The following is a 22714-nucleotide window of genomic DNA, read 5'->3' as shown; positions in this document are numbered from 1 at the left end:
TCTTGCGTCATACGAACTGTGGCTTCAAGGCCACGATTCGTATGACGCACCGGACCAGCCACGAGGTCACAGCCAGCCGGCGCGCTTGCTGATGATGTAGACGATCAGCGAGCTCAGCACCATCAACCCGATCGCCATCGGGTAGCCCAGGGTCCAGTGCAGCTCGGGCATCTTGCTGAAGTTCATCCCGTAGATGCTGCCCACGATCGTCGGAGCCACGATGATGCCGGCCGCGGCGGAGATGGTGCGCATGTCGTTGTTCTGCTGGATCGAGATCTGCGCGATGTGGGCGTCGAAGGCGGTCGAGAGCAGCGAGTCCAGGGTGTCGATCGTCTCCGCCACCCGGTTGAGGTGGTCGGCGACGTCGCGGAAGTAGGGCCCGGCGTCGCTGTGGATGCCGTGCACGGCCCCGGCCGTGAACTTGTTCATCGGCTCGCGCAGGGGCATCACCGCCCGGCGCATCTCGGCCAGCTCGCGCTTGAGGACGTAGATGCGGGCGGAGTCGTTGGTGCGCTCGGTCGAGAACACCGACTGCTCGACCTCGTCGACGTCCTCCTGCAACGAACCGGCCACTTCCTCGTAGTGGTCGACGATGGCATCGCACACGGCGTACACCACCGCGGAGGGGCCGTGGGCCAGCACGTTGCTGGCCTCCTCGAGACGCATCCGTGCGTCGTGCAGGCCACCGCCCTCGCCGTGGCGGACGGTGATGACGAACTTGTGGCCGACGAACATGCTGATCTCGCCGGTCTCGACGGCATCCCGCTCGTCGACGTACCAGAGCGTCTTGAGCACGATGAACAACGAGTCGCCATAGCGCTCGACCTTGGGCCGCTGGTGGGCCGCGAGCGCGTCCTCGACCGCGAGCTCGTGCAGGTCGTAGAGGTCGGCGACGGCTGCGAGCTCGTCGCTCTCGGGCTCGTAGAGACCCACCCAGACGAAGTCGTCGGCGCCCGTTGCCTTGGCCCGCACACTGGCCAGGTCATGGGTGTCGACATCCAGGTCGACCCGTTCCCCGTTGCGGTACAGCGCGTTGTCGACGATCACACCAGCAGGCTAGGTGCTGTCCGCGACCGATGTGCGACACCCCTGCGGATATGAGAGCCGCGTACGCTCCCCGCATGGCAACCGTGATCCTGGCCCGGCACGGACGCACCGCGGCCAACACCGGCGGTGTCCTGGCCGGACGGACCAAGGGCGTCCACCTCGACGAGACCGGCATCGCGCAGGCGCGGCTGGCCGCCGAGCGGCTCACCGGGCTGCCGCTGACCGCGGTCGTGACGAGCCCGCTCGAACGATGCCGGGAGACCGCGAAGCTGATGGCCCCGGGGCTGCGGGCCGTGAGTGACCGGCGACTGCTGGAGTGCGACTACGGCGAGTGGACCGGCCAGGAGATCAAGCGGCTGGCCAAGGAGAAGCTCTGGCGGACCGTGCAGGTGCAACCGTCGGGGGCGCGCTTCCCCGGCGGCGAGTCCTTGCAGGAGATGTCCGCCCGGGTCGTCGCCGCCATCCGCGCCCGGGACGCGGCCGTCGAGGACGCGGCCGACGAGAACGCCGTCTGGCTGGCGGTGTCCCACGGAGACCCGATCAAGGCGATCCTGGCCGACGCCCTCGGGATGCACCTCGACGCCTTCCAGCGGATTGCCGTCGACCCCGGGAGTCTCTCGGTGGTCCGCTACACGCCCCATCGCGCCTTCGTGCTCACCATGAACTCGAGCGCCGGGTCGCTGGCGCACCTGGCGAGCAAGCCCCGCAAGCGTCGTACGCGCTCCAGCGACGCGGTCGTCGGCGGCGGTGCCGGTCCTGCGACCACGACGACTTCGGGCACTGTCTAGGCTCGGAGCCATGCCGGTCATCCATCGTTTCGACCCGCCCGAGCGCTTCGTGCCGGGCACGGTCGGCGAGCCCGGAAGCCGCACCTTCTTCCTGCAGGCCCGCGCCGGCGCACAGGTCACCTCGGTGGCGCTGGAGAAGCAGCAGGTGCAGATCCTCGGCGAGCGGGTGGCCGAGCTGCTCGACGAGCTGATCCAGGCCGAGGACTCCGCGACGACGATCCCGGCCATGACACCGGTCGCCCTGATCGACAACGAGCCCCTCGAGCAGCCGCTCCAGGAGGAGTTCCGCGCCGGCACCATCACGTTGTCGTGGGACGCGGGCGACGAGCGCGTGGTGATCGAGGTCTTCCCGGTGGCCGAGGTGGAGGTTGAGCTGCCCGTCGATGCCGCCGAGCAGGAGCTGATCGACCTGCCGATCGAGGAGCCCGAGCCCGAGGAGGTGCTGCTGGTGCGGATGCCGCCCGCCATGGCACGTTCGTTCGCCGCTCGGGCCGAGTCGGTCGTGGCCGCAGGTCGCGCGCCGTGCCCGTTCTGCGGCGGCCCGATCGACGCCGACGGTCACCTCTGCCCGCGCTCCAACGGGTACCGCCGGTCCCAAGCCTGAGCCGACGTGACCGACATGTCCGCCCCCGCGCCCTCCACGCTCCTCGACGGCCAGCTGGTCGTGCTCGGCCGGATCATGCCCGCCTCGAACCACACCTTCCTCGCCCGGCTGGGCGAGGCGGGTGTGCAGTGCGTCTACAAGCCGAGCTCGGGGGAGCGGCCGCTGTGGGACTTCACCGACGGCACCCTCGCGGCCCGGGAGTACGCCGCCTGGGTGATCTCCGACCACCTCGGGTGGGACGTGGTCCCACCGACCGTCCTGCGCGACGGCCCGGCCGGCCCGGGCATGGTGCAGCTGTGGATGGAGCCCGAGGAAGGTCCCGAGGACGTCCCCGACCCGGTCGACGTCGTCCCCGAGGGCGAGCTGCCGGCGGGTTACCTGCACGTGCTCGACGCGACCGGTGCCCGCGACGAGCCGGTCGCACTCGTGCACGAGGACTCCGAGCCGCTGCGCCGGATGGCCGTCTTCGACATCGTCACCAACAACACCGACCGCAAGGGCGGCCACGTCCTGCCGATGCGCGACGGCCATCGCTACGGCGTCGACCACGGAGTGTGCTTCCACGTCGAGGACAAGCTCCGCACCGTGCTGTGGGGCTGGGCCGGGCAGCGACTGTCGCGGGCCGAGAGCGCCGGCATCGAGAGTGTCCTCGACGGCCTGGCCGGTGACCTGCGTGAGCAGCTCGAGGACCTGCTCACGGTGCGCGAGGTCGATGCGATCGAGCGCCGCAGCGAGCGCCTGCTGGCCAAGGGTCGGTTCCCGGTCCCCGCCGGTGGCTGGCCGTCGATCCCGTGGCCGCCCTTCTGAGACCCGGCCGATAGGCTCCGCTGCATGCGTGCATGGACCTCTCCCGACCCCGGGACACCTCCGGCGCGCGGACCGGCCGTCCGGGTATTCGACAGCTCCACCCGCGCACTGCGCGACGTGACACCCGCGGACGGACCGGCCCGGATGTACGTCTGCGGGATCACGCCGTACGACGCCACCCACATGGGCCACGCCGCGACGTACGTCGCCTTCGACCTGCTCAACCGGGCGTGGCGCTCGGCGGGACACGACGTGCGCTACGTGCAGAACGTGACCGACGTCGACGACCCGCTGCTCGAGCGCGCGGACGCCACCGGCCAGGACTGGGTCGAGCTCGCCGAGCGCGAGACCCAGCTGTTCCGCACCGACATGGAGGCCCTTCGGGTGCTCGCGCCCGAGGCGTACGTCGGCGCCGTCGAGGCCATCCCGCTGATCGTGCCGATGATCGAGGACCTCCAGCAGGCCGGGAGCGTGTACGACGTCGACGGCGACCTCTACTTCTCCGTCACCCGCGACCCTGCCTTCGGTGAGGTCTCAGGCTGGACCCGCGAGCAGATGCTCGAGGTGTTCGCGGACCGCGGGGGAGACCCCGAGCGCGCCGGCAAGAAGGATCCCCTCGACTGTCTCGTCTGGCAGCACGAGAGGCCCGGCGAGCCGGCCTGGGACTCCTCCTTCGGACGCGGCCGACCCGGCTGGCACGTCGAGTGCTCGGCCATCGCCCGACACCACCTCGGCGCCGCCATCGACGTGCAGGGTGGCGGCAGCGACCTCGTCTTTCCGCACCACGAGATGAGCGCGTCGGAGGCCCAGGTCGTGGACCCCGACTCCCGGTTCGCCCAGGCCTACGTGCACGCCGGGATGGTCGGGCTCGACGGCGAGAAGATGTCGAAGTCCAAGGGCAACCTGGTGCTGGTCTCCAAGCTGCGCGAGGCGGGCCTCGACCCGATGGTCATCCGGCTCGTCCTGCTGGGACACCACTACCGCAGTGACTGGGAGTGGGACGAGGCCGACGTCTCCGCCGCCGGCGCCCGACTCGAGAAGTGGCGGTCCGCCGTCGCCAAGGGTGCCGGTGCCCCGACGGCGGCGGTCGTGACCGACGTACTCGCCGCCCTGGCCGAGGACCTCGACGCCCCGACCGCCCTGCGCCTGATCGACCACTGGGCCGACGCCACCGACTTCGGCGACGACACCGAGCCCGGCGCCGGCGAGGTCATCCGCCGGCTGGTCGATGCGGCATTGGGGATCGCGGTCTGATCCCACTGGTCGCAGGGTTTCCCAACACGTGCTGCGAAGTTGGTGGGTTGCGACCAAGGCTCCGTTCGCATCGCCCGGTTCAACAACACGTGTTGTGAAACCGCCGACGCCTACTCCTCCGGCGCGTCCCGCCGCTTCAGGTAGCGCTCGAACTCCCGGGCGATGGCCTCGCCGCTGGCCTCGGGGAGCTCGGAGGCGTCCTGGCTCTCCTCGAGGTTGCGGACGTACTCCGCGACGTCCTCGTCCTCCTCGGCCAGCTCGGCCACGCCGCGCTCCCAGGCCCGGCTGTCCTCGGGCAGGTCGCCGAGGGGGATGGCCGTCTCGAGCAGGTCCTCGACCTGGCCGAGGAGGGCCAGCGTCGCCTTCGGGCACGGGGGCTGCGGCAGGTAGTGGGGTACGGCTGCCCAGAACGACACGGCGGGTACGTCGAGCCGGGCACAGGCGTCCTGGAAGACGCCGACGATCCCGGTCGGGCCCTCGTAGGTCGCCGGCTCCAGCTTGAGCCGGTCCTCGAGGTCGAGCTCGGTGGCCGTGCCGCTCACCTGGATCGGTCGGGTGTGCGGCGTCTCGGCCAGCATCGCCCCGAGCGTCACCACGACCTCGACGCCCAGCTCGTCGGCGCAGGCGAGCAGCTCGGCGCAGAACTGGCGCCACTTCATGTTCGGCTCGATGCCGCGCAGCAGCACCACGTCGCGGTGCGAGCCGGGCGGGCGGGCGACGTACACCTGGGTCGAGGGCCACGTGATCCGCCGCATCCCCTCGTCGGTGGTCGACACCGTCGGCCGGTTCACCTGGAAGTCGTAGAACTCCTCGGGGTCCACCACCGCGACCACCTGGGCGTCCCAGACGTCGATCAGGTGGTCGACCACGCCCGTCGCTGCGCTGGCCGCGTCGTTCCAGCCCTCGAAGGCCGCCACCATCACGGGCTCCACGAGGTGCGGCACTTCCTCGATCTCGATCACGGATTCAGCCTAGTTGGGCCTCGCGCAACTTGGTTGGACACGCCATGTCAAGATCCGGTATCTCCCGGGGCGCGCGGAGTCGCCTCCGTAGGCTGGTGGGTGCGGCAGCCCGCCGCCCACCACGAAAGGTTGCCCGTTGCCCGACATCACGTTCCACCGCCCTGACTGCACCGAGGAGCTCGTCGCGACCCTGCGCGAGCGCATCCTGGTGGTCGACGGGGCGATGGGTACGGCGATCCAGCGCGACCGCCCCGACGAGGCGGGCTACCGCGGGGAGCGGTTCGCCGACTGGGACTCCGACGTCCAGGGCAACAACGACCTCTTGACGCTCACGCAGCCCGACATCATCCGCTCGATCCACCGCGAGTACCTCGAGGCCGGCGCCGACCTGATCGAGACCAACACCTTCAACGCCAACGCGATCTCGCTGGCCGACTACGGCATGGCCGAGCTGGCCTACGAGTTCTGCTACGAGTCGGCGCGACTCGCCCGGGCCGCGTGCGACGAGGTCACCGAGCGCACCCCCGACCGGCCGCGCTACGTCGCCGGCGCGCTCGGCCCGACGACGCGCACGGCGTCCATCTCGCCCGACGTCAACGACCCCGCCGCCCGCAACGTCAGCTACGACGCACTGGTCGAGGCCTACGTCGACGCCACCAAAGGGCTGCTCGACGGGGGAGCCGACCTGCTCTTCATCGAGACGATCTTCGACACCCTGAACGCCAAGGCCGCGATCTTCGCGGTGGAGAGCGTCTTCGAGGACTACGGCCGCCGCTGGCCGGTCGTCATCTCCGGCACCATCACCGACGCCTCCGGGCGCACGCTGTCCGGCCAGACGACCGAGGCGTTCTGGAACTCGGTGCGACACGCCCGCCCCCTCCTGGTCGGGCTCAACTGCGCGCTGGGTGCCAAGGAGATGCGCCCGTTCCTGGCCGAGCTGTCCCGCGTCGCCGACACCTTCGTCTCGGCGTACCCCAACGCCGGCCTGCCCAACGCCTTCGGTGAGTACGACGAGGCTGCCGCCGAGACGGCCGAGACGCTGAGCGAGTTCGCCGAGGCCGGCCTGGTCAACCTGGTCGGCGGCTGCTGCGGCACCACCCCCGACCACATCGCCGCCATCGCCAAGGCGGTCGACGGAAAGGCGCCCCGAGAGGTGCCGGAGATCGCCTCCGCCATGCGCCTGTCCGGGCTGGAGCCGATGAACATCACCGCGGACTCCCTGTTCGTCAACGTCGGCGAGCGCACCAACATCACCGGGTCGGCGAAGTTCCGCAACCTGATCAAGGCGGGCGACTACGACGCCGGACTGTCGGTGGCGGTGCAGCAGGTCGAGGCCGGCGCCCAGGTCATCGACGTCAACATGGACGAGGGCATGATCGACGGGGTCGCGGCGATGGACCGCTTCACCAAGCTGATCGCCAGCGAACCCGACATCAGCCGGGTGCCGATGATGATCGACTCCTCCAAGTGGGAGGTGATCGAGGCCGGGCTGCGCAACGTGCAGGGCAAGTCGATCGTCAACTCGATCTCCATGAAGGAGGGCGAGGACAAGTTCCGTGAGCAGGCCCGCCTGTGCCGCAAGTACGGCGCCGCCGCGGTCGTGATGGCCTTCGACGAGGAAGGTCAGGCCGACAACCTCGAGCGTCGCAAGCAGATCTGCGAGCGGGCCTACCGGATCCTCGTCGACGAGGTCGGCTTCCCGGCCGAGGACATCATCTTCGACCCCAACTGCTTCGCGCTGGCGACCGGCATCGAGGAGCACGCCAACTACGGCGTCGACTTCATCGAGGCGACGCGCTGGATCAAGCAGAACCTCCCCGGCGCTCGCATCTCCGGCGGCATCTCCAACGTCTCCTTCTCCTTCCGCGGCAACAACCCGGTCCGCGAGGCCATCCACTCCGTCTTCCTGTTCCACGCCATCGAGGCCGGCCTCGACATGGGCATCGTCAACGCCGGCGCCCTCGTGGTGTACGACGAGATCGACCCCGAGCTCCGGGAGCGGATCGAGGACGTCGTGCTCAACCGGCGACCCGACGCCGCCGAGCGCCTGCTCGAGATCGCCGAGCAGCACCGCGGCTCGGGCGAGCAGGCCGAGGTCGCCGAGCTCGAGTGGCGCTCGATGCCGCTGGGGGAGCGGATCACCCACTCGCTGGTCAAGGGCATCGACGCCCACATCGAGGACGACACCGAGCTGCTCCGGGCCGAGATCTCCGCCCGTGGCGGCCGTCCGATCGAGGTCATCGAGGGCCCCCTGATGGACGGCATGAACGTCGTCGGCGACCTGTTCGGCGCCGGCAAGATGTTCCTGCCCCAGGTGGTGAAGTCAGCTCGCGTGATGAAGAAGGCGGTTGCCTACCTGATCCCCTACATCGAGGCCGAGAAGCAGCCCGGTGACGCGGAGACCAAGAAGGGCACCATCGTGATGGCCACGGTGAAGGGCGACGTCCACGACATCGGCAAGAACATCGTCGGCGTGGTGCTGCAGTGCAACAACTACGAGGTCCACGACCTCGGCGTGATGGTGCCCGCGCAGAAGATCCTCGACAAGGCCAAGGAGGTCGACGCCGACATGATCGGCCTCTCCGGGCTGATCACGCCGTCGCTCGACGAGATGGTCAACTTCGCCACCGAGATGGCCCGCCAGGGCTTCGAGATCCCACTGCTGATCGGCGGGGCGACCACCTCCCGGGCGCACACCGCGGTCAAGGTCAGCCCGCGCTACGAAGGCCCGGTGATCTGGGTCAAGGACGCCTCGCGCTCCGTGCCGGTGGCCGCCCAGCTGCTCTCGCCCGAGCGGCGTGACCAGCTGCTCACCGACACCGAGGCCGACTACCAGTCGCTCCGTGAGCGCCATGCGGCCAAGTCCGACCGGCCGATGATCTCCCTGGAGGACGCGCAGGCCAACCGGACGCCGATCGACTGGTCGTCGTACGTCCCGCCGGTCCCGGCCATGGGCACCGGCACTCGTGTCTTCTCCGACTACGACCTCGCCGAGCTGCGCGAGTACATCGACTGGCAGCCGTTCTTCAACGCGTGGGAGATGAAGGGCAAGTTCCCCGACATCCTGAACAACCCGACCTCGGGCGAGGCCGCGCGCAAGCTGTACGACGACGCCCAGGAGATGCTCGACCGGCTGATCGAGGAGAAGTGGCTCACCGCTGACGGCGTGATCGGCTTCTTCCCGGCCAACGCCGTCGGCGACGACATCGAGGTGTACGCCGACGACGACCGCAGCGAGGTGCTCGCGACGCTGCACAACCTGCGCCAGCAGGGACTCCACCGCGAGGGCGTTCCCAACCGGTCGCTGGGCGACTTCGTGGCGCCGAAGGACACCGGGCTCGCCGACCACGTGGGTGCGTTCGCCGTCACCGCCGGCCTCGGCAGCCAGGAGAAGGTCAAGGAGTTCAAGGAGGACCTCGACGACTACAGCGCGATCCTGCTGGAGTCGCTGGCCGACCGGCTCGCGGAGGCCTTCGCCGAGCGGATGCACCAGCGGGTCCGCACCGACTTCTGGGGCCACGTCCCCGAGGAGCAGCTGGCCCAGGAGGACCTGATCGCCGAGAAGTACACCGGCATCCGCCCGGCGCCGGGCTACCCCGCCTGCCCCGAGCACACCGAGAAGGCCACCCTCTGGGAGCTGCTCGACGTCGAGGACTCCGCCGGCATCGAGCTGACCGAGTCGATGGCGATGTGGCCGGGTGCGTCGGTCAGCGGCTGGTACTTCTCGCACCCCCAGTCGCAGTACTTCGTGGTCGGTCGGCTGGGCCGTGACCAGGTGGCGTCGTACGCCGAGCGCAAGGGCTGGAGCCTCGCGGAGGCCGAGCGCTGGCTGTCCTCCAACCTCGGCTACGACCCCGAGGACTGACCATGTCGCTGCCCACCGCCGTCCTCTGGGACATGGATGGCACCCTGGTCGACACCGAGCCCTACTGGATGGAGTGCGAGTACGCCCTGGCGGCGAAGTACGGCGGCCGCTGGTCGGACGAGGACTGCATGGCGGTGGTGGGAGGCGACCTGCTCGACTCCGCCGAGTACATGCGGGTGCACATGGGCATCGACCGCACGCCGCTGCAGATCGTGGAGGAGCTGCTCGACGGGGTCGTGGTGTGCGTCGAGCAGGAGGTCCCGTGGCGCCCGGGAGCGCGCGAGCTGCTCTCCGAGCTCCGCGACCTCGAGGTGCCGTGCGCGCTGGTGACGATGTCGTGGCGCCGGTTCGTCGACCCAGTGCTCCGGGCGCTCCCCGAGGGTTCCTTCGACGCGCTGGTCTGCGGCGACGAGGTCACCCAGGGCAAGCCGCACCCGGAGGCCTACCTCCGCGCTGCCGAGCTGCTCGGCTTCGCTCCCGGTGACACGGTCGCCATCGAGGACTCACCGACGGGCGCCGCCTCGGCTGCGGCCGCCGGTTGTCAGGTCCTCGTGGTCCCGCACCACGTGCCGGTCCCTGCGGGGCACCGTCGCGAGTTCCGGGACAGCCTCGAGGGTCTGCGTGCTCGCGACCTGGCCGACCTGGCCCTGCGTCCGTAGGGCGTCGTAGTACCCACGTCCAATGGCAACCGGACCGTCCAGACGGTGAGAGTCAGGGCATCAGACATCCGAGCCCTGGAGACCACCATGAACAGCACTCGCACCACCACCCGCATCCTCGCCCCGGCCGTCGCCCTCGGCGCCGCCATCCTGCTCACCACGGGCGGTCCCGCGCTCGCCAAGGGCGGCGGCAGTGACGTTCGTACGTCTGGCAGCTGCCAGGGCGTCGCGCACTGGAAGCTCAAGGCCAGCCCGGAGGACGGCCGCATCGAGGTCGAGGGCCAGATCGACAGCAACAAGGCCGGTCAGACCTGGAACTGGTCGCTCACCCACGACGGCTTGGCCGCCGGCAGCGGGTCGCGCAAGACCGCCGGTGCCAGCGGGTCCTTCGAGGTACGTCGGGTCGTCGGCAACTGGAGCGGCACCGACTTGTTCGTGTTCCGGGCGCAGCGCCCCGGCACCCAGCAGATCTGCCGCGGCACCATCCGGTTCTGACCGCGCGCTTCTCGCCCCCACGCACCGTCACCCCGGCATAATCGCCGGGGTGACGGTGCGGGTGCTCGTGGTCGACGACCACACCATGGTGCGACTCGGCCTGGTGGGGCTGATCGCGACCACCGACGACCTCGAGGTGGTCGGCGAGGCGGCCAACGGGGTCGAGGCAGTGGCCAAGGCAGCTGAGCTCGAGCCCGACGTCGTGCTGATGGACCTCCAGATGCCCGAGATGGACGGCGTGCGCGCCACCCGCGAGATCGTGTCGGCGGGACGGTCGCAGGTGCTGGTGCTCACGTCCTTCTCCGACACCGAGCGGATCGTGGACGTGCTCGACGCGGGCGCCGTGGGCTACCTGCTCAAGGACACCGACCCCGAGGAGCTGCTCGAGGCCGTCCGCTCGGTCTCCCGCGGTGACTCACCGCTCCACCCCCGGGTCGCCCGTCAGCTGCTCACCTCCCGCACCCGCGGCCGTTCGGCGGGCGGAGACCTCACCGCCCGTGAGCTGGAGGTGCTCGAGCTGGTGCGGCAGGGACTGGCCAACAAGCAGATAGCGCGGCGGCTCGGCATCAGCGAGCGGACCGTCAAGGCCCACCTCACTTCGGTGTTCAGCTCCATCGGTGTCATGGACCGGACGGGAGCGGCCCTGTGGGCCCAACGCCACCGGGACCAGCAGGAGCTGTGAGGTCCGGCATCGGGGGCGGCTCGTTGCCGAACGTCGGGCAGTGCGCCTGGAAGCTGCACCAGCTGCAGGCCCAGCCCGGGCTGGGCTGGAACTCCCCGGTCTCGCGGGCGAACTCGATGGCGTGCCAGATCGCCTCGACGAGGCGCTCGGTGGCGAGCAGGTCCTGCTCGTCGGGCTCGTAGCTGACCATCTGACCGTCGCCGAGGTAGACCAACCGCAGCAGTGCGGGAACCACGCCCCGGGTGCGCCAGATGACCAGCGCGTAGAAGCGCATCTGAAACAGCGCCTTGGCCTCGAAGCCGACACCGGGGGAGCGGCCCGTCTTGTAGTCGACGACGCGGATGGCGCCGTCGGGGGCGATGTCGATGCGATCCACGAAACCACGCAGCAGCAGCCGCGAGTCGAGCAGTGCCTCGACGTAGAGCTCACGCTCGGCCGGCTCGAGCCGTCGCGGGTCCTCGAGTGCGAAGTAGCTGCGCAGGCTCTCCCGGCAGGAGGCCAGCCAGGCCGTGATCTCCAGGCCCGCGTCGTTGGCCTCGTCACCCACGAACATGGTCGCCGCCGCGGGCTCGGCGTCGAGCACGAACTCCCAGGCGTCCTGCACCATCGCCTCCGCCCGCTCGGGCGTGCGGTCGGCGGCCGGGAGGTCGAACAGGTCCTCGAGCACCTTGTGCACGACCGTGCCGCGCACCGCGTCGGGTGAGGGCTCCTCGGGGAGCCGGTCGATCATCCGCAGGCGGTAGAGCAGCGGACAGGTGCGGAAGTCGGAGGCGCGGCTGGGCGAGAGCGAGGCCAGCACTCGCTCCCCGTCGACGGGCGTGCCGATGCGCGTGCGTTCCTCCGGAACGACGGCCTCCGGCACTGCTTCCATGTGGCCAGCGTAGGTGCGAGCGCCGACAGGGTCGCCGCGCGCTAGCGTTACCTCGTGAGCGACGAGGATTCACCCGCATCAGCGGGGAGCGGGGACGGTCCTCGGACCTACCCACCCGGCACGTGGCGCGTGGGGTCCGTCCGCGGCGTCGACGTGCTGGTGCGCTCCTCCTGGCTGCTGGTGGCGCTGCTGATCGCCGTCGTGCTGGCGCCGCGCATCGAGGAGGTCGAGCCCGGCCTCGGCGTGCTCAAGTACGTCGCCGGGGTGGCCTTCGCGGTGCTGTTCTACCTCTCCCTGCTGCTCCACGAGATCTCCCACGCGTTGATGGCGCAGCGCTACGGGCTGGGCGTGCGGTCGATCAGCCTGGTGTTCCTCGGCGGGTTCACCGAGATCGACTCCGAGACCCGGACCCCTGGCCAGGAGTTCAAGGTCGCCGTCGTGGGCCCGCTGACCTCGATCGTGGTCGGGCTGGCGTTCATCCCGCTGTGGCTGGTGAGCCCCGACGGGCTGATCAAGTTCACCCTGGGCGGTCTCGCCTTCTCCAACATCGTCGTCGGCGCCTACAACCTCATCCCCGGTCTGCCCTTCGACGGCGGCCACGTGCTCAAGGCCTTCGTCTGGCGGATCACCGGCAACGTGCACCGAGGCACGATCGTGGCCGCGTGGGGCGGCCGCTTCGCCGCCGCGCTGGTGCTGTTCTGGCCGTGGGTGGCACGGGAGTTCTTCGACCTGCAGACCAACATCACCGACTACGTGCTGGCCGTCGTGATCGCCGCCTTCCTGTGGTCCGGGGCGACCGCCTCCATGGTCAGTGCGCGCGTACGCCGCCGGCTGCCCTCGCTGAAGGCCCGCCCACTGGCCCGGCGCGTCATTGCGGTTCCCGACGACCTTCCGGTCAGCGAGGCCGTCCGCCGCGCGCAGGAGGCCGGTGCCGGCGCGATCGTTGTGCACGTCGGTGACGACCGGCTCAGCGGCATCGTCAGTGAGACGGCCCTGCTGGCCACTCCCGAGGACCGGCGCGCCTGGGTGCCGGTCAGCTCGCTCGCGCGCTCCATCGAGGACGGACTGCTGCTGCCGGCCGACATCGTGGGGGAGGACCTCGTCCGTGCCATGTCGGCCACCCCGGCCGAGGAGTACGTCCTCGTCGAGGGCGACGGGTCCATCCTGGGTGTGCTCGCCACCTCCGACGTGGACCGCGCCTTCGAGGAGGGTGCACGCAAGTGAGCACCCCCGACTGGTCCGGCGTACGACGCGGACCGCTCTCGGCCGGCGAGTGGGTCCGACTCACCGACGCCAAGGGCCGCCGCCACAACATCTGCCTCGAGGCGGGGAAGTCCTTCCACACCAACCGGGGCGGCATCTCCCACGACGACATCATCGGCCGGGACGAGGGCTTCACCCTGACCTCGACGTCGGGCGGCGAGTACCTCGTCTTCCGCCCGCTGCTCAGCGAGTTCGTGGTCTCCATGCCCCGAGGGGCAGCCGTCGTCTACCCCAAGGACGCCGCCCAGATCGTCGCGATGGCCGACATCTTCCCCGGTGCCCGAGTCGTCGAGGCCGGTGCCGGGTCCGGCGCCCTGAGCTGTTCCCTGCTGCGCGCGGTCGGCCCCGGTGGTCACGTGTCGTCCTTCGAGCGCCGCGAGGAGTTCGCCGACATCGCCCGCCGCAACGTCGCCCAGTTCTTCGGCGCCCCCGAGGGGGAGACCCATCCGGCCTGGACCCTCACCGTCGGCGACCTCGTCGAGTGTCTCCCCGGTGCCGAGCAGCCCGGCAGCGTCGACCGGGTGGTGCTGGACATGCTGGCGCCCTGGGAGTGCGTCGACGTCGTCGCCGACGCGCTCACCCCCGGCGGGATCGTGGTCGCGTACGTCGCGACCACCACCCAGCTCGGCCGGATCGTGGAGACCCTGCGCGCCCATGGGGAGTTCACCGAGCCGCAGCCGTGGGAGACCCTGGTCCGCGACTGGCACGTCGAGGGGCTCGCCGTACGACCGGGACACAAGATGAACGGGCACACCGGGTTCCTGGTCACCGCCCGCCGGATGGCGCCGGGCAACTCGGCGCCGGTCAAGAAGCGCCGTCCCGCGCCGGGTGCCTACGGAGTCGACTACGACGGACCGCGTCCGGCCGGGCTGCCGCCGCAGGGTAACGACCCGGAATGACGCCTCCGGCACCTCTTCTGTGAACGGATTGCAACAGATCGACAACCAAACGAGTGACACACGTCGCTAACCACTTGGCAGGGCAACTCTTCCGAGTAGGGTCGAAATCCAGACCCTGCCCATGGAGGTGGTTCACGTGCCTGATTCAGGTGCCGAGCACGGCCCGACCACGGCCCAGCTGCTGAACCAGGTCTCCTTCCTCGAGGCCGAGGTGGCCGAGCTGCGCCGTCGGCTCGCGGACGGACCGGGCGGTGCCCGTGACCTGGACCAGCGCCTGCTGGACACGCAGCGCTCCCTGTCGGCGGTGACCTCGCAGAACGAGCGTCTCGCCCAGACGCTGCGCGAGGCCCGCGAACAGATCATCACCCTCAAGGAGGAGGTCGACCGGCTGGCCCAGCCGCCGACCGGCTTCGGCACCTTCCTCAAGCGCAACGAGGACGACTCGGTCGACGTGTTCACCGGGGGACGCAAGCTCCGGGTCAACGTCAGCCCCTCGGTCGAGCTCGACCACCTGACCAAGGGCCAGGAGGTCATGCTCAACGAGGCCCTCAACGTGGTGGCCGCCCTCGACTTCGAGGAGGTCGGCGAGGTCGTCATGTTCAAGGAGCTGCTCGCCGACGGCGAACGCGTCCTGGTCATCGCCAACGCCGACGAGGAGCGCGTCGTACGCCTCGCCCAGCCGCTGCGTGAGCTGACCCTCCGTGCCGGCGACTCGCTGCTGCTCGACGCCAAGTCCGGCTACGTCTACGAGAAGGTGCCCAAGTCCGAGGTCGAGGAGCTCGTGCTCGAGGAGGTCCCCGACATCGACTACCGCTCGATCGGCGGCCTGTCGGGCCAGATCGAGCAGATCCGCGACGCGGTCGAGCTGCCCTACCTGCACCCCGAGCTGTTCAAGGACTACCAGCTCAAGCCGCCGAAGGGCGTGCTCCTCTACGGGCCTCCCGGCTGCGGCAAGACCCTGATCGCCAAGGCCGTGGCCAACTCGCTGGCCAAGAAGGTCGCCGAGAGGACCGGCCAGGAGGGACGTTCGTTCTTCCTGAACATCAAGGGCCCCGAGCTGCTCAACAAGTACGTCGGCGAGACCGAGCGGCACATCCGCCTGGTCTTCCAGCGTGCTCGCGAGAAGGCCAGCAACGGCACACCCGTGATCGTGTTCTTCGACGAGATGGACTCCCTGTTCCGCACCCGCGGCTCGGGCGTCTCCTCCGACGTCGAGAACACCATCGTCCCGCAGCTGCTCTCCGAGATCGACGGCGTGGAGGGCCTTGAGAACGTCCTGGTCATCGGCGCCTCCAACCGCGAGGACATGATCGACCCGGCCATCCTGCGACCCGGTCGGCTCGACGTGAAGATCAAGATCGAGCGGCCCGACGCCGAGTCGGCTCGCGACATCTTCTCCAAGTACCTCACCGCCGAGCTGCCGCTGCACGCCGACGACCTGGCCGAGTTCGGCGGCGACAAGGACGCCTGCGTCGCCGGCATGATCACCGCCACCGTCGAGCGGATGTACACCGAGTCCGAGGAGAACCGTTTCCTCGAGGTCACCTACGCCAACGGCGACAAGGAAGTCCTCTACTTCAAGGACTTCAACTCCGGCGCGATGATCCAGAACATCGTCGACCGGGCCAAGAAGATGGCGATCAAGGAGGTCATCGACCACGACCAGCCGGGCATGCGCGTGCAGCACATGCTCCAGGCGTGCGTCGATGAGTTCAAGGAGAACGAGGACCTCCCCAACACCACCAACCCCGACGACTGGGCCCGCATCTCCGGCAAGAAAGGCGAGCGGATCGTGTTCATCCGCACGCTCATCACCGGCAAGCAGGGCACCGAGCCGGGTCGTTCCATCGACACCGTCTCCAACACCGGTCAGTACCTGTAGGCGCTGGGGCTCGGACCTCAGCCGTCACAAGTTTCCCCGGGCGCCCGGGGAAACCGCCCTCGTGTCACACCAGGGCTGTCAGGCGCGCGCCCAGGGAGCTGTTCTGTCCGGGGAGCTCTCACGTGACACGAGCGAGTGACACGAGCGGGTACGACGAAGGGCGCCGGCCTCGCGGTCGGCGCCCCTCGTCGTCTCGTCGTGCCCGGTCAGTCGCCGTCGGGGCCGAGGAACTTGTAGATCCCCTTGCCCCAGGTCGGCTCCTCCGGGATCAGCGCGATCCGGGCGGCCTCGGTCATCCGGCCCTCGGAGCCCTTGATGCCGAAGCCCGGGCTGTGCGAGGTCTTCTGGCGCCAGGTGGCGTTGAAGTTGTTGTTGTGCCGGAACACCTGGCCGGCCGACTTGATCGTCTGGACCTGCTCGTCGCCGGTGAAGGCGAAGAGGCTGAAGTTGGCCGAGCCGCTCATCGTGACGTAGGCCTTGGTGTCGTTGCCGTAGCGGCCCATGATCGTGAACCACTTGCTGTGGTTGTACTTGACGATCTCGCGCTTGCTGTTGGTGATCACCGACTGGCGCAGCGGGATCGGACCGCGGCCCGAGCCGTTGCGCAGGATCGAGACGACCGGCCGGCTGCTGACCGCGTAGATCATCTTGATGTCGCAGCCCTGGTTCCACAGCTGACGGAGGCGCTTGGCGATCCAGACACCGCGATCACCGTAGATCGAGTAGTTGATGATGCGGATGCGGGTCCGGCCGCCCGGCGTACCGACCTGGGCGCCGGTGCACCGGACGGGGGCGAGCGTGCGCATCACCGGGTCGGTGCTGGGGTTGGCGTGGAACGGGAAGAACTCGTCGGTGTAGACGCCGCGGTCCCACAGCCGGTGCGGCGCAGCGACGGGCACGCCGACGCGGGTCTGGGCGTAGATCGTGTTGAAGTCGCCGTAGACGGCCGGGTCGTGGGTGACCTCGGCCTGGTTCCACTGGCCCTCGTAGCCCATCTTGGTGAGGTTCATCGAGGTCTGGATGACGGTGTTCTTCACGTGGTAGGGACCGACGTTGGTGAACAGGAAGTACTTGGCGTGGGGCGTGCCGCCGCGGCCACGGCAGGCGCCCCGGCACTCGCGGGCGAAGCTGACCTGGTTGACGGTCTCGGGGTGGCCGGCGCGGGCGAGCCGGGTGCCGAGCTTCTTCTTCAGGAACCGCCACTCCGGGTTGGGGGCGTTGCGGGCCTTCGCAGCGACGACCTGGACGCTGACGCCACGGGCCTTGGCCGCGACCAGGGCCCGGGCGATCGTCCAGTCCTTGAAGGACCACGTGGCGATGCGGATGGTGCCGGCGCTCGGGGAGGACAAGCCGTTGGGCAGCCGCCGTGCACCCCAGGTGCTGTTGATGGTCATCAGCACCCGGTTGCGGATGGCGAACTTCGTCTTCTTCCCGGCGTTGGGGAAGCTGAAGTAGCTGTCGGCCGGGATCGTGTACCTCGCCGGTGGCTGGCCGAACACGCGGGCAGCGGCGGCCGGCTTGGCGACACTCGCGGCCGGCGCGGCAGCGGAAGAGGAACCGGCGAAGGCCAGCAACGACGCGAGCAGGGCTGCGACGAGGACGGCGATCGAGGTACGACGTACGGGCATGAGCTTCCCCCGAAGACAAGTATGGAGCCGAGACACCCGGGCTGGGGCCTCGGCAACCTAACATGACAGTCCGGGCCAAGGACCCGATTCATAGGCACTTGTCTAGACGCGAGCAGGAGCGCCGTACGCTCGGCCCATGAGTGTTCGTCGTGTCATGGGGACCGAGACCGAGTTCGGCATCTCGGTCTCCGGGCACCCGCACGCCAACCCCATGGTGGCGAGCACCCGACTGGTGAACGCCTATGCCACCGCCACCCTGAAGGCGCGGCGGGCCCGCTGGGACTTCGAGGAGGAGTCGCCGCTGCGCGACGCCCGAGGCTTCGACATGTCCCGCGACGTCGCCGATCCCAGCCAGCTGACCGACGAGGACCTCGGCCTGGCCAACGTGATCCTCACCAACGGTGCCCGGCTCTACGTCGACCACGCGCATCCCGAGTACTCCACACCCGAGTGCACCAACCCGATGGACATCGTCATCTGGGACAAGGCGGGGGAGCAGATCGCGCTCGACGCCACCCGGTTCGCCGCCGTGCCGGGCGAGGGCGACCTGGTCCTCTACAAGAACAACACCGACAACAAGGGAGCGTCGTACGGCGCCCACGAGAACTACCTGGTCCGCCGCTCCACGCCGTTCGGCGACATCGTGCGCCACCTCACGCCGTTCTTCGTCAGCCGTCAGGTGGTCTGCGGCGCCGGCCGGGTCGGGCTGGGCCAGGACGGGCACGGCGACGGCTTCCAGATCAGCCAGCGGGCCGACTACTTCGAGGTGGAGGTCGGCCTCGAGACGACCCTCAAGCGGCCGATCATCAACACCCGTGACGAGCCGCACGCCGATCCGGAGAAGTACCGCCGGCTGCACGTGATCATCGGCGACGCCAACCTGGCCGAGACCTCGACCTACCTCAAGGTCGGCACCGCCGCGCTGGTGCTCTCCATGATCGAGGACCGGTTCATCACTGCCGACCTGAGCGTCTCGCGGCCGGTGGCCTCGCTCAAGGAGGTCTCCCACGACCCCGGCCTCACCCACCTGCTGGAGGTCGGCGACGGGCGCAAGATGACCGCCGTACAGCTGCAGTGGGAGTACTTCCACCTCGCCGAGCGCTACCTCGAGGAGCGTCGCGGCGGTGACGTCGACCCGCCCACCAAGGACGTCATGAAGCGCTGGGAGTCGGTGCTCACCCGTCTCGAGCGCGACCCCTTCGAGTGCGCCGACGAGCTCGACTGGGTGGCCAAGCTGAAGCTGCTCAACTCCTACCGCGACCGCGACGGCCTGGCGTGGTCCGACGCCAAGCTGCACCTGATCGACCTGCAGTACGCCGACCTGCGACCCGAGAAAGGGCTCTACCACCGGCTGCTCAAGCTCGGCCGGATGAAGCGGCTGGTCTCCGACTCCGTCGTCGAGGAGGCCATGCACGAACCCCCCGAGGACACCCGCGCCTACTTCCGTGGCCGCTGCCTGAGCAAGTACGCCGACAACATCGCCGCCGCCTCCTGGGACTCGGTGATCTTCGACCTCCCGGGCCACGAGTCGCTCCAGCGCGTCCCCACCATCGACCCCCTGCGCGGCAGCCGCGCCCACGTCGGCGCCCTCCTCGACGAGCACGACACCGCGCTCGGACTGTTCGAGGCCCTCACCGCCCGCTGACGCTGCCCGGACACCACGACACAGGGCGTTCTTGGACATTTCCCAGAGCGCGTTCAGGGCGGCGTACTAGGTTCTTCGCTGAGAGCCAGCCAGTCGTGACCCGAGACGCGACCGGTTGGCTCTCACTCATTCGCGACCAGCGTCAGGGCTGCATGAACTTGTAGATCCCCTTGCCCCAGGTCGGCGCCGTCTCGGGGACACCCGGGATGGGCAGTGCCCGGCCGGATGCCGAGAGGCGGGCGTGCGGGGGCTTCTTCGAGGTCTTCTGGTTCCAGGTGGTGTTGAACGCGGCCAGGTAGGGCTTGGTCTGGGACACGTCGCGGATCCGCTGCATCTGCTCGTCGTTGGCGAAGGCGGCCAGGGACCAGTTGGCCGAGCCGTTGAAGGTGACCCAGGCCGAGGTCAGCGAGCCCCAGTGGCCGGTGATCGTCATCCACTTGCTGTGGTTGTACTTCACGATCTCGCCGGCGCCGTTCTTGGTCACCGACTGCCGCAGGGGGATCGGGCCACGACCGGAGCCGCTGCGCAGGATCTGCAGCACCGGGCGGGTGATCACGCTGTAGATCATCCGGACGTCGCAGCCGGCGTTCCACAGCGCGCGGAGGCGCTTGGCGATCCAGACGCCGCGGTCGCCGTACATGGCGTACTGGATGATCCGGATGCGCGTGCGGTGGTTGGCCGTTCCGCCGTACCCGGCGCCGGTGCAGCTGACCAGGCGGAGCGTCTGCATGACGGGGTCCTCGGCAGCTCGCGCTCCCGGACGTGGGAAGAAGTAGTCGAGGGCCTTCGGCCCGACGGTGCGCACGTGGTAGGGACTCGTGGTCCGGTGCGCGAGCCGTGCCTGCTTGAACACGCCCAGGTAGTCGTCGTAGACCGACTTGAACTTCATCACCGTCGCCTGGTTCCACTGGCCGGTGTAGCCGAACCTGGTGAGGTTCATCGAGGTCTGGAAGGTGACGTAGCGCTGGTGGCCGCGGCCGATCTTGTCGAAGAGGAAGTACTTCGCGTGGGCGGTCCCCCCGGGACCGCGGCAGGAGCCGCGGCACTCACGAGCGAAGCTGACGGTGTCGGCGCTGGCGGGGTAGCCGGGTCGGATCAGGCGACTGCCGAGGCGCTTCTTGAGGTACTTCCACGGACCCTTCTGCTTGTTGGCCGCCTTGGCAGCGATCACCTGCACGCTCACGCCTCGAGCGCGCGCCGCGACGAGTGCGCGGGCGATCGACCAGTCGTCGAAGGTCCAGGTGGCGATGCGGATCTTGCCGTTGCCCGGCATCGGGGTGCCGATGCTCGTGCGGCGGCCGCCCCAGGTGCCCTTGATGCTGTTCAGCACCCGGTTGCGGATGGCCAGCTTCGCCTGCTTGCTGCGGTTGGGGTAGGCGAAGTAGTTCCCCGAGGGGGGCGCGTAGATGATCGGCGGCGTCCCGATGTCCCGGGCCGCCTTCCTCGCAGCAGGCGCGGCGGCGACGGTCTGCGCCTCGGCGGACGGGGCGGCTGATGCGGAAGTCGTGGTGAGTCCCGTCGCCACCAGGACGGAGACCAGGGCGAGCAGGATCGCGCGCGGCGTACGACGCATGGGATCTCCTTCGCAGGAGTAGCGGACCGAGAGCCCCGAAAGGGACTTGGAAACTAACACGCAGCAGTCTCGATATTGGGGAGCGCCTCGGCCCTCAGTCGCTCTCCATGTAGCGGTAGATCCCCTGACCGAAGGCCGGCTCGTCCTCGGGCAGCCCACGGAGCAGCGCAGCCCGGGCGAGGTACGGCGCCCGGCCGCGACCGAAGGCTGCCACCCGGCCGTAGCTGGGCTCGTCGGAGGACTCTTGCTTCCACGTCTTCACGAAGTTGGCGTTGTAGCGCAGGGCCTCGCGCGTGCTGGAGATGCGCTGCATCTGCTCGTCGTCACCGAAGGCGAGGTTGGCCCAGTTGGCCGACCCGCTGAAGGTCACGTAGGTCCCCTGCGACTTGCCCCAGGCGCCGATGATCGTCATCCACTTGCTGTGGTTGTACTTGACCAGGTTGCCCCAGGAGTCGGTCACCACCGACTGCCGCATCGGTATCGGGCCACGCCCGGTCGGGTTGCGCAGGATGGAGAGCACCGGCCGGCTGCTGACCGAGTAGATGATGGAGACGTCGCAGCCCGCCTTCCACAGGGCTCGCAGCTTCTTGGAGAGCCACACCCCGCGGTCGCCGTAGATGGCGTACTGGTTGACGCGGATCTTGGTCCTGCCGCCCGGGGTGGTCGCCCCGACGCAACGGGTGGCGTTCAGGATCTGCAGCGCGGGATCCTCCGCCGCCGTGGCCTGGGGTCGGGGGAAGAAGTAGTCGACGACCGGTCCGAGCACCTTCACGTGGTAGGGCTGCGCCACCGGTCGGGCCAGCCTCGCCTGCTTGAAGATGCTCAGGAAGTCGGCGTAGACATCGGGGGAGTGGGAGACCTGCGCCTGGTTCCACTGTCCCTGGTAGGCCATGTAGGTCAGGTTCATCGAGGTCTGGAACGTGATGGCCGGGACGTGCGCGGCGCCGACGTCCTTGAACAGGAAGTACTTCGCGTGCGGCGTACCACCCGGACCCCGGCAGGCGCCGCGGCAGACGCGGGCGAAGCTGGCGGTGTCACGACTCAGCGGGTAGCCCGGCCGGTAGAGCTTCTGACCGAGCCGCTTGCGCAGCCAGCGCCACGCGCCGTGGGTCTGGTTGCGGGTCTTGGCGGCGACGACCTGCACGCTGACGCCACGCTTGCGTGCGGCCACCAGTGCGTGAGCGACATCCCAGTCGTCGAAGGACCAGGTCGCGATCCGGATGGAGCCGTTCTCCGGTCGGGGCGTGCCGATGCTGGTACGGCGCCCGCCCCAGGTGCTGTTGATCGTCTTCAGCACCCGGTTGCGGATCGCCAACCGCTCGGCCTTGCCCAGGTTGGGGTAGCTGAAGTAGCTGGTGTCCGGCACCACGTAGCTGCGCGGCGGCTGCCCGGGAGGCTTCGGCGGCGCCTGGGGCTTCCTCGGCTTCGGCTTGGGCTTCGGGTGCTGCTTCTTCGCCTGCTTCTTGTGCTGCTTCTTCTTGTGCTGCTTCTTGCGGTGCTTGGGCTTGTGGTGGGTCTGGTGCTGTGCCTGCTGTCTGGTCTGCTTGGCAGCCGGGTGCTGCGGCGTGCTCGTCGCACCCGCGGGGGCGAACGAGAGCAGCGTGAGGAGCAGGGCCACCAGCGTGACGAGCACGGTGGCAAGGGCACGCGCGGAGGCACGCGCAGGGGTAACCGGCCGACCATGGGGGAAGGCCTTGAGGGGGAGAGACATCTGTCTTCTTCCGGACAAGGAACAGGTCGTCCCCAGCCCACCACGGTTTCGACCGGTTTGGGGGGAGGCATGCCGCGTG

General features: G+C 69.3%; 18 protein-coding genes. 12 read left to right on the top strand and 6 right to left on the bottom strand.

Translation table 11 applies throughout. The features are described 5' to 3' along the window. Positions 1-66: 66 nt before the first annotated feature. The gene (corA, locus tag H976_RS0105090; RefSeq protein ID WP_027860667.1) at positions 67-1047 is read right to left on the bottom strand and encodes a magnesium/cobalt transporter CorA; all 981 of its coding nucleotides are present in this window, start codon (positions 1045-1047) and stop codon (positions 67-69) included. A 74-nt stretch (positions 1048-1121) separates the two neighbouring features. Between corA and H976_RS0105085 the strand changes: the two genes are divergently transcribed. From H976_RS0105085 to mshC, 4 genes are read left to right on the top strand one after another with little or no spacing between them, the layout of a single operon-like run. Beyond that, complete coding sequence (locus tag H976_RS0105085) at positions 1122-1835, top strand: MSMEG_4193 family putative phosphomutase (protein ID WP_027860666.1); 714 nt, start codon at positions 1122-1124, stop codon at positions 1833-1835. A gap of 10 nt (positions 1836-1845) precedes the next feature. After that, positions 1846-2439, top strand: coding sequence for a DUF3090 domain-containing protein (locus H976_RS0105080; RefSeq protein WP_027860665.1), 594 nt, complete (start codon positions 1846-1848; stop codon positions 2437-2439). Between the two features lie 15 nt (positions 2440-2454). Next, positions 2455-3246 carry an SCO1664 family protein gene (locus tag H976_RS0105075; protein WP_027860664.1) on the top strand — a complete coding sequence of 264 codons (792 nt, stop codon included), beginning with the start codon at positions 2455-2457 and terminating at the stop codon, positions 3244-3246. 24 nt (positions 3247-3270) lie between these two features. Beyond that, positions 3271-4500 (top strand): cysteine--1-D-myo-inosityl 2-amino-2-deoxy-alpha-D-glucopyranoside ligase, encoded by a 1230-nt coding sequence (gene mshC, locus H976_RS0105070; protein WP_027860663.1) that lies wholly within the window; start codon positions 3271-3273, stop codon positions 4498-4500. Between the two features lie 110 nt (positions 4501-4610). Here mshC and H976_RS0105065 read toward each other — a convergent pair whose 3' ends face one another. Next, positions 4611-5462, bottom strand: coding sequence for a PAC2 family protein (locus tag H976_RS0105065; protein ID WP_027860662.1), 852 nt, complete (start codon positions 5460-5462; stop codon positions 4611-4613). A 223-nt stretch (positions 5463-5685) separates the two neighbouring features. On the opposite strand from H976_RS0105065, the gene metH reads away from it, so the two are divergent. From metH to H976_RS0105045, 4 genes are all read left to right on the top strand, one after another. Then, positions 5686-9327 carry a methionine synthase gene (metH, locus tag H976_RS0105060; RefSeq protein WP_231388811.1) on the top strand — a complete coding sequence of 1214 codons (3642 nt, stop codon included), beginning with the start codon at positions 5686-5688 and terminating at the stop codon, positions 9325-9327. Between the two features lie 2 nt (positions 9328-9329). After that, positions 9330-9986 carry an HAD family phosphatase gene (locus H976_RS0105055; protein ID WP_036224803.1) on the top strand — a complete coding sequence of 219 codons (657 nt, stop codon included), beginning with the start codon at positions 9330-9332 and terminating at the stop codon, positions 9984-9986. A gap of 87 nt (positions 9987-10073) precedes the next feature. Then, positions 10074-10481 (top strand): hypothetical protein, encoded by a 408-nt coding sequence (locus H976_RS0105050; RefSeq protein ID WP_027860659.1) that lies wholly within the window; start codon positions 10074-10076, stop codon positions 10479-10481. Positions 10482-10530: 49 nt separating this feature from the next. Further along, positions 10531-11163 (top strand): response regulator transcription factor, encoded by a 633-nt coding sequence (locus tag H976_RS0105045; protein ID WP_036224800.1) that lies wholly within the window; start codon positions 10531-10533, stop codon positions 11161-11163. Here H976_RS0105045 and H976_RS24595 read toward each other — a convergent pair. After that, the gene (locus H976_RS24595; RefSeq protein WP_081682684.1) at positions 11102-12034 is read right to left on the bottom strand and encodes a PD-(D/E)XK nuclease family protein; all 933 of its coding nucleotides are present in this window, start codon (positions 12032-12034) and stop codon (positions 11102-11104) included. The genes H976_RS0105045 and H976_RS24595 overlap by 62 nt on opposite strands. A gap of 54 nt (positions 12035-12088) precedes the next feature. Between H976_RS24595 and H976_RS24590 the strand changes: the two genes are divergently transcribed. From H976_RS24590 to arc, 3 genes are all read left to right on the top strand, one after another. After that, positions 12089-13258 (top strand): site-2 protease family protein, encoded by a 1170-nt coding sequence (locus H976_RS24590; protein WP_036224797.1) that lies wholly within the window; start codon positions 12089-12091, stop codon positions 13256-13258. Further along, positions 13255-14196: a tRNA (adenine-N1)-methyltransferase gene (locus H976_RS24585; protein WP_036224795.1), complete on the top strand. Its 942-nt coding sequence runs from the start codon at positions 13255-13257 to the stop codon at positions 14194-14196. The genes H976_RS24590 and H976_RS24585 overlap by 4 nt, the downstream gene beginning before the upstream one ends. A gap of 136 nt (positions 14197-14332) precedes the next feature. After that, positions 14333-16078, top strand: a complete 1746-nt coding sequence (gene arc, locus H976_RS0105025; RefSeq protein WP_027860657.1) for a proteasome ATPase — start codon at positions 14333-14335, stop codon at positions 16076-16078. 206 nt (positions 16079-16284) lie between these two features. Here arc and H976_RS0105020 read toward each other — a convergent pair whose 3' ends face one another. After that, on the bottom strand, positions 16285-17706 hold the full coding sequence (locus tag H976_RS0105020) for a phospholipase D-like domain-containing protein (RefSeq protein ID WP_027860656.1): 1422 nt from the start codon (positions 17704-17706) through the stop codon (positions 16285-16287). 136 nt (positions 17707-17842) lie between these two features. On the opposite strand from H976_RS0105020, the gene dop reads away from it, so the two are divergent. Next, entirely contained in the window at positions 17843-19351 is a 1509-nt protein-coding gene (dop, locus tag H976_RS0105015; protein ID WP_196803968.1) for a depupylase/deamidase Dop, read from the top strand. A 142-nt stretch (positions 19352-19493) separates the two neighbouring features. Here the strand turns inward: dop and H976_RS0105010 are convergent, their stop codons facing one another. Both H976_RS0105010 and H976_RS24580 read right to left on the bottom strand, forming a co-directional pair. After that, positions 19494-20924, bottom strand: coding sequence for a phospholipase D-like domain-containing protein (locus H976_RS0105010; RefSeq protein WP_027860654.1), 1431 nt, complete (start codon positions 20922-20924; stop codon positions 19494-19496). A gap of 94 nt (positions 20925-21018) precedes the next feature. Next, entirely contained in the window at positions 21019-22635 is a 1617-nt protein-coding gene (locus H976_RS24580; protein WP_196803967.1) for a phospholipase D-like domain-containing protein, read from the bottom strand. Positions 22636-22714: the final 79 nt, after the last annotated feature.

Source organism: Marmoricola sp. URHB0036, from assembly GCF_000426045.1.
Lineage (GTDB): Bacteria > Actinomycetota > Actinomycetes > Propionibacteriales > Nocardioidaceae > Marmoricola.
Note: the sequence above shows the minus strand (reverse complement) of the source record. Positions and strands in the feature narration are given on the sequence as shown.

What these genes read in the sequence shown, in the direction of transcription:
- dop (WP_196803968.1), top strand. Translation starts at nt 17,843, where the DNA reads ATGAGTGTTCGTCGTGTCATGGGGACCGAGACCGAGTTCGGCATCTCG.
- H976_RS0105075 (WP_027860664.1), top strand. Translation starts at nt 2,455, where the DNA reads ATGTCCGCCCCCGCGCCCTCCACGCTCCTCGACGGCCAGCTGGTCGTG.
- H976_RS0105080 (WP_027860665.1), top strand. Translation starts at nt 1,846, where the DNA reads ATGCCGGTCATCCATCGTTTCGACCCGCCCGAGCGCTTCGTGCCGGGC.
- H976_RS24595 (WP_081682684.1), bottom strand. Translation starts at nt 12,034, where the DNA reads ATGGAAGCAGTGCCGGAGGCCGTCGTTCCGGAGGAACGCACGCGCATC.
- H976_RS0105050 (WP_027860659.1), top strand. Translation starts at nt 10,074, where the DNA reads ATGAACAGCACTCGCACCACCACCCGCATCCTCGCCCCGGCCGTCGCC.
- H976_RS0105085 (WP_027860666.1), top strand. Translation starts at nt 1,122, where the DNA reads ATGGCAACCGTGATCCTGGCCCGGCACGGACGCACCGCGGCCAACACC.
- H976_RS0105055 (WP_036224803.1), top strand. Translation starts at nt 9,330, where the DNA reads ATGTCGCTGCCCACCGCCGTCCTCTGGGACATGGATGGCACCCTGGTC.
- H976_RS24580 (WP_196803967.1), bottom strand. Translation starts at nt 22,635, where the DNA reads ATGTCTCTCCCCCTCAAGGCCTTCCCCCATGGTCGGCCGGTTACCCCT.
- H976_RS0105020 (WP_027860656.1), bottom strand. Translation starts at nt 17,706, where the DNA reads ATGCCCGTACGTCGTACCTCGATCGCCGTCCTCGTCGCAGCCCTGCTC.
- H976_RS0105010 (WP_027860654.1), bottom strand. Translation starts at nt 20,924, where the DNA reads ATGCGTCGTACGCCGCGCGCGATCCTGCTCGCCCTGGTCTCCGTCCTG.
- mshC (WP_027860663.1), top strand. Translation starts at nt 3,271, where the DNA reads ATGCGTGCATGGACCTCTCCCGACCCCGGGACACCTCCGGCGCGCGGA.
- metH (WP_231388811.1), top strand. Translation starts at nt 5,686, where the DNA reads ATGGGTACGGCGATCCAGCGCGACCGCCCCGACGAGGCGGGCTACCGC.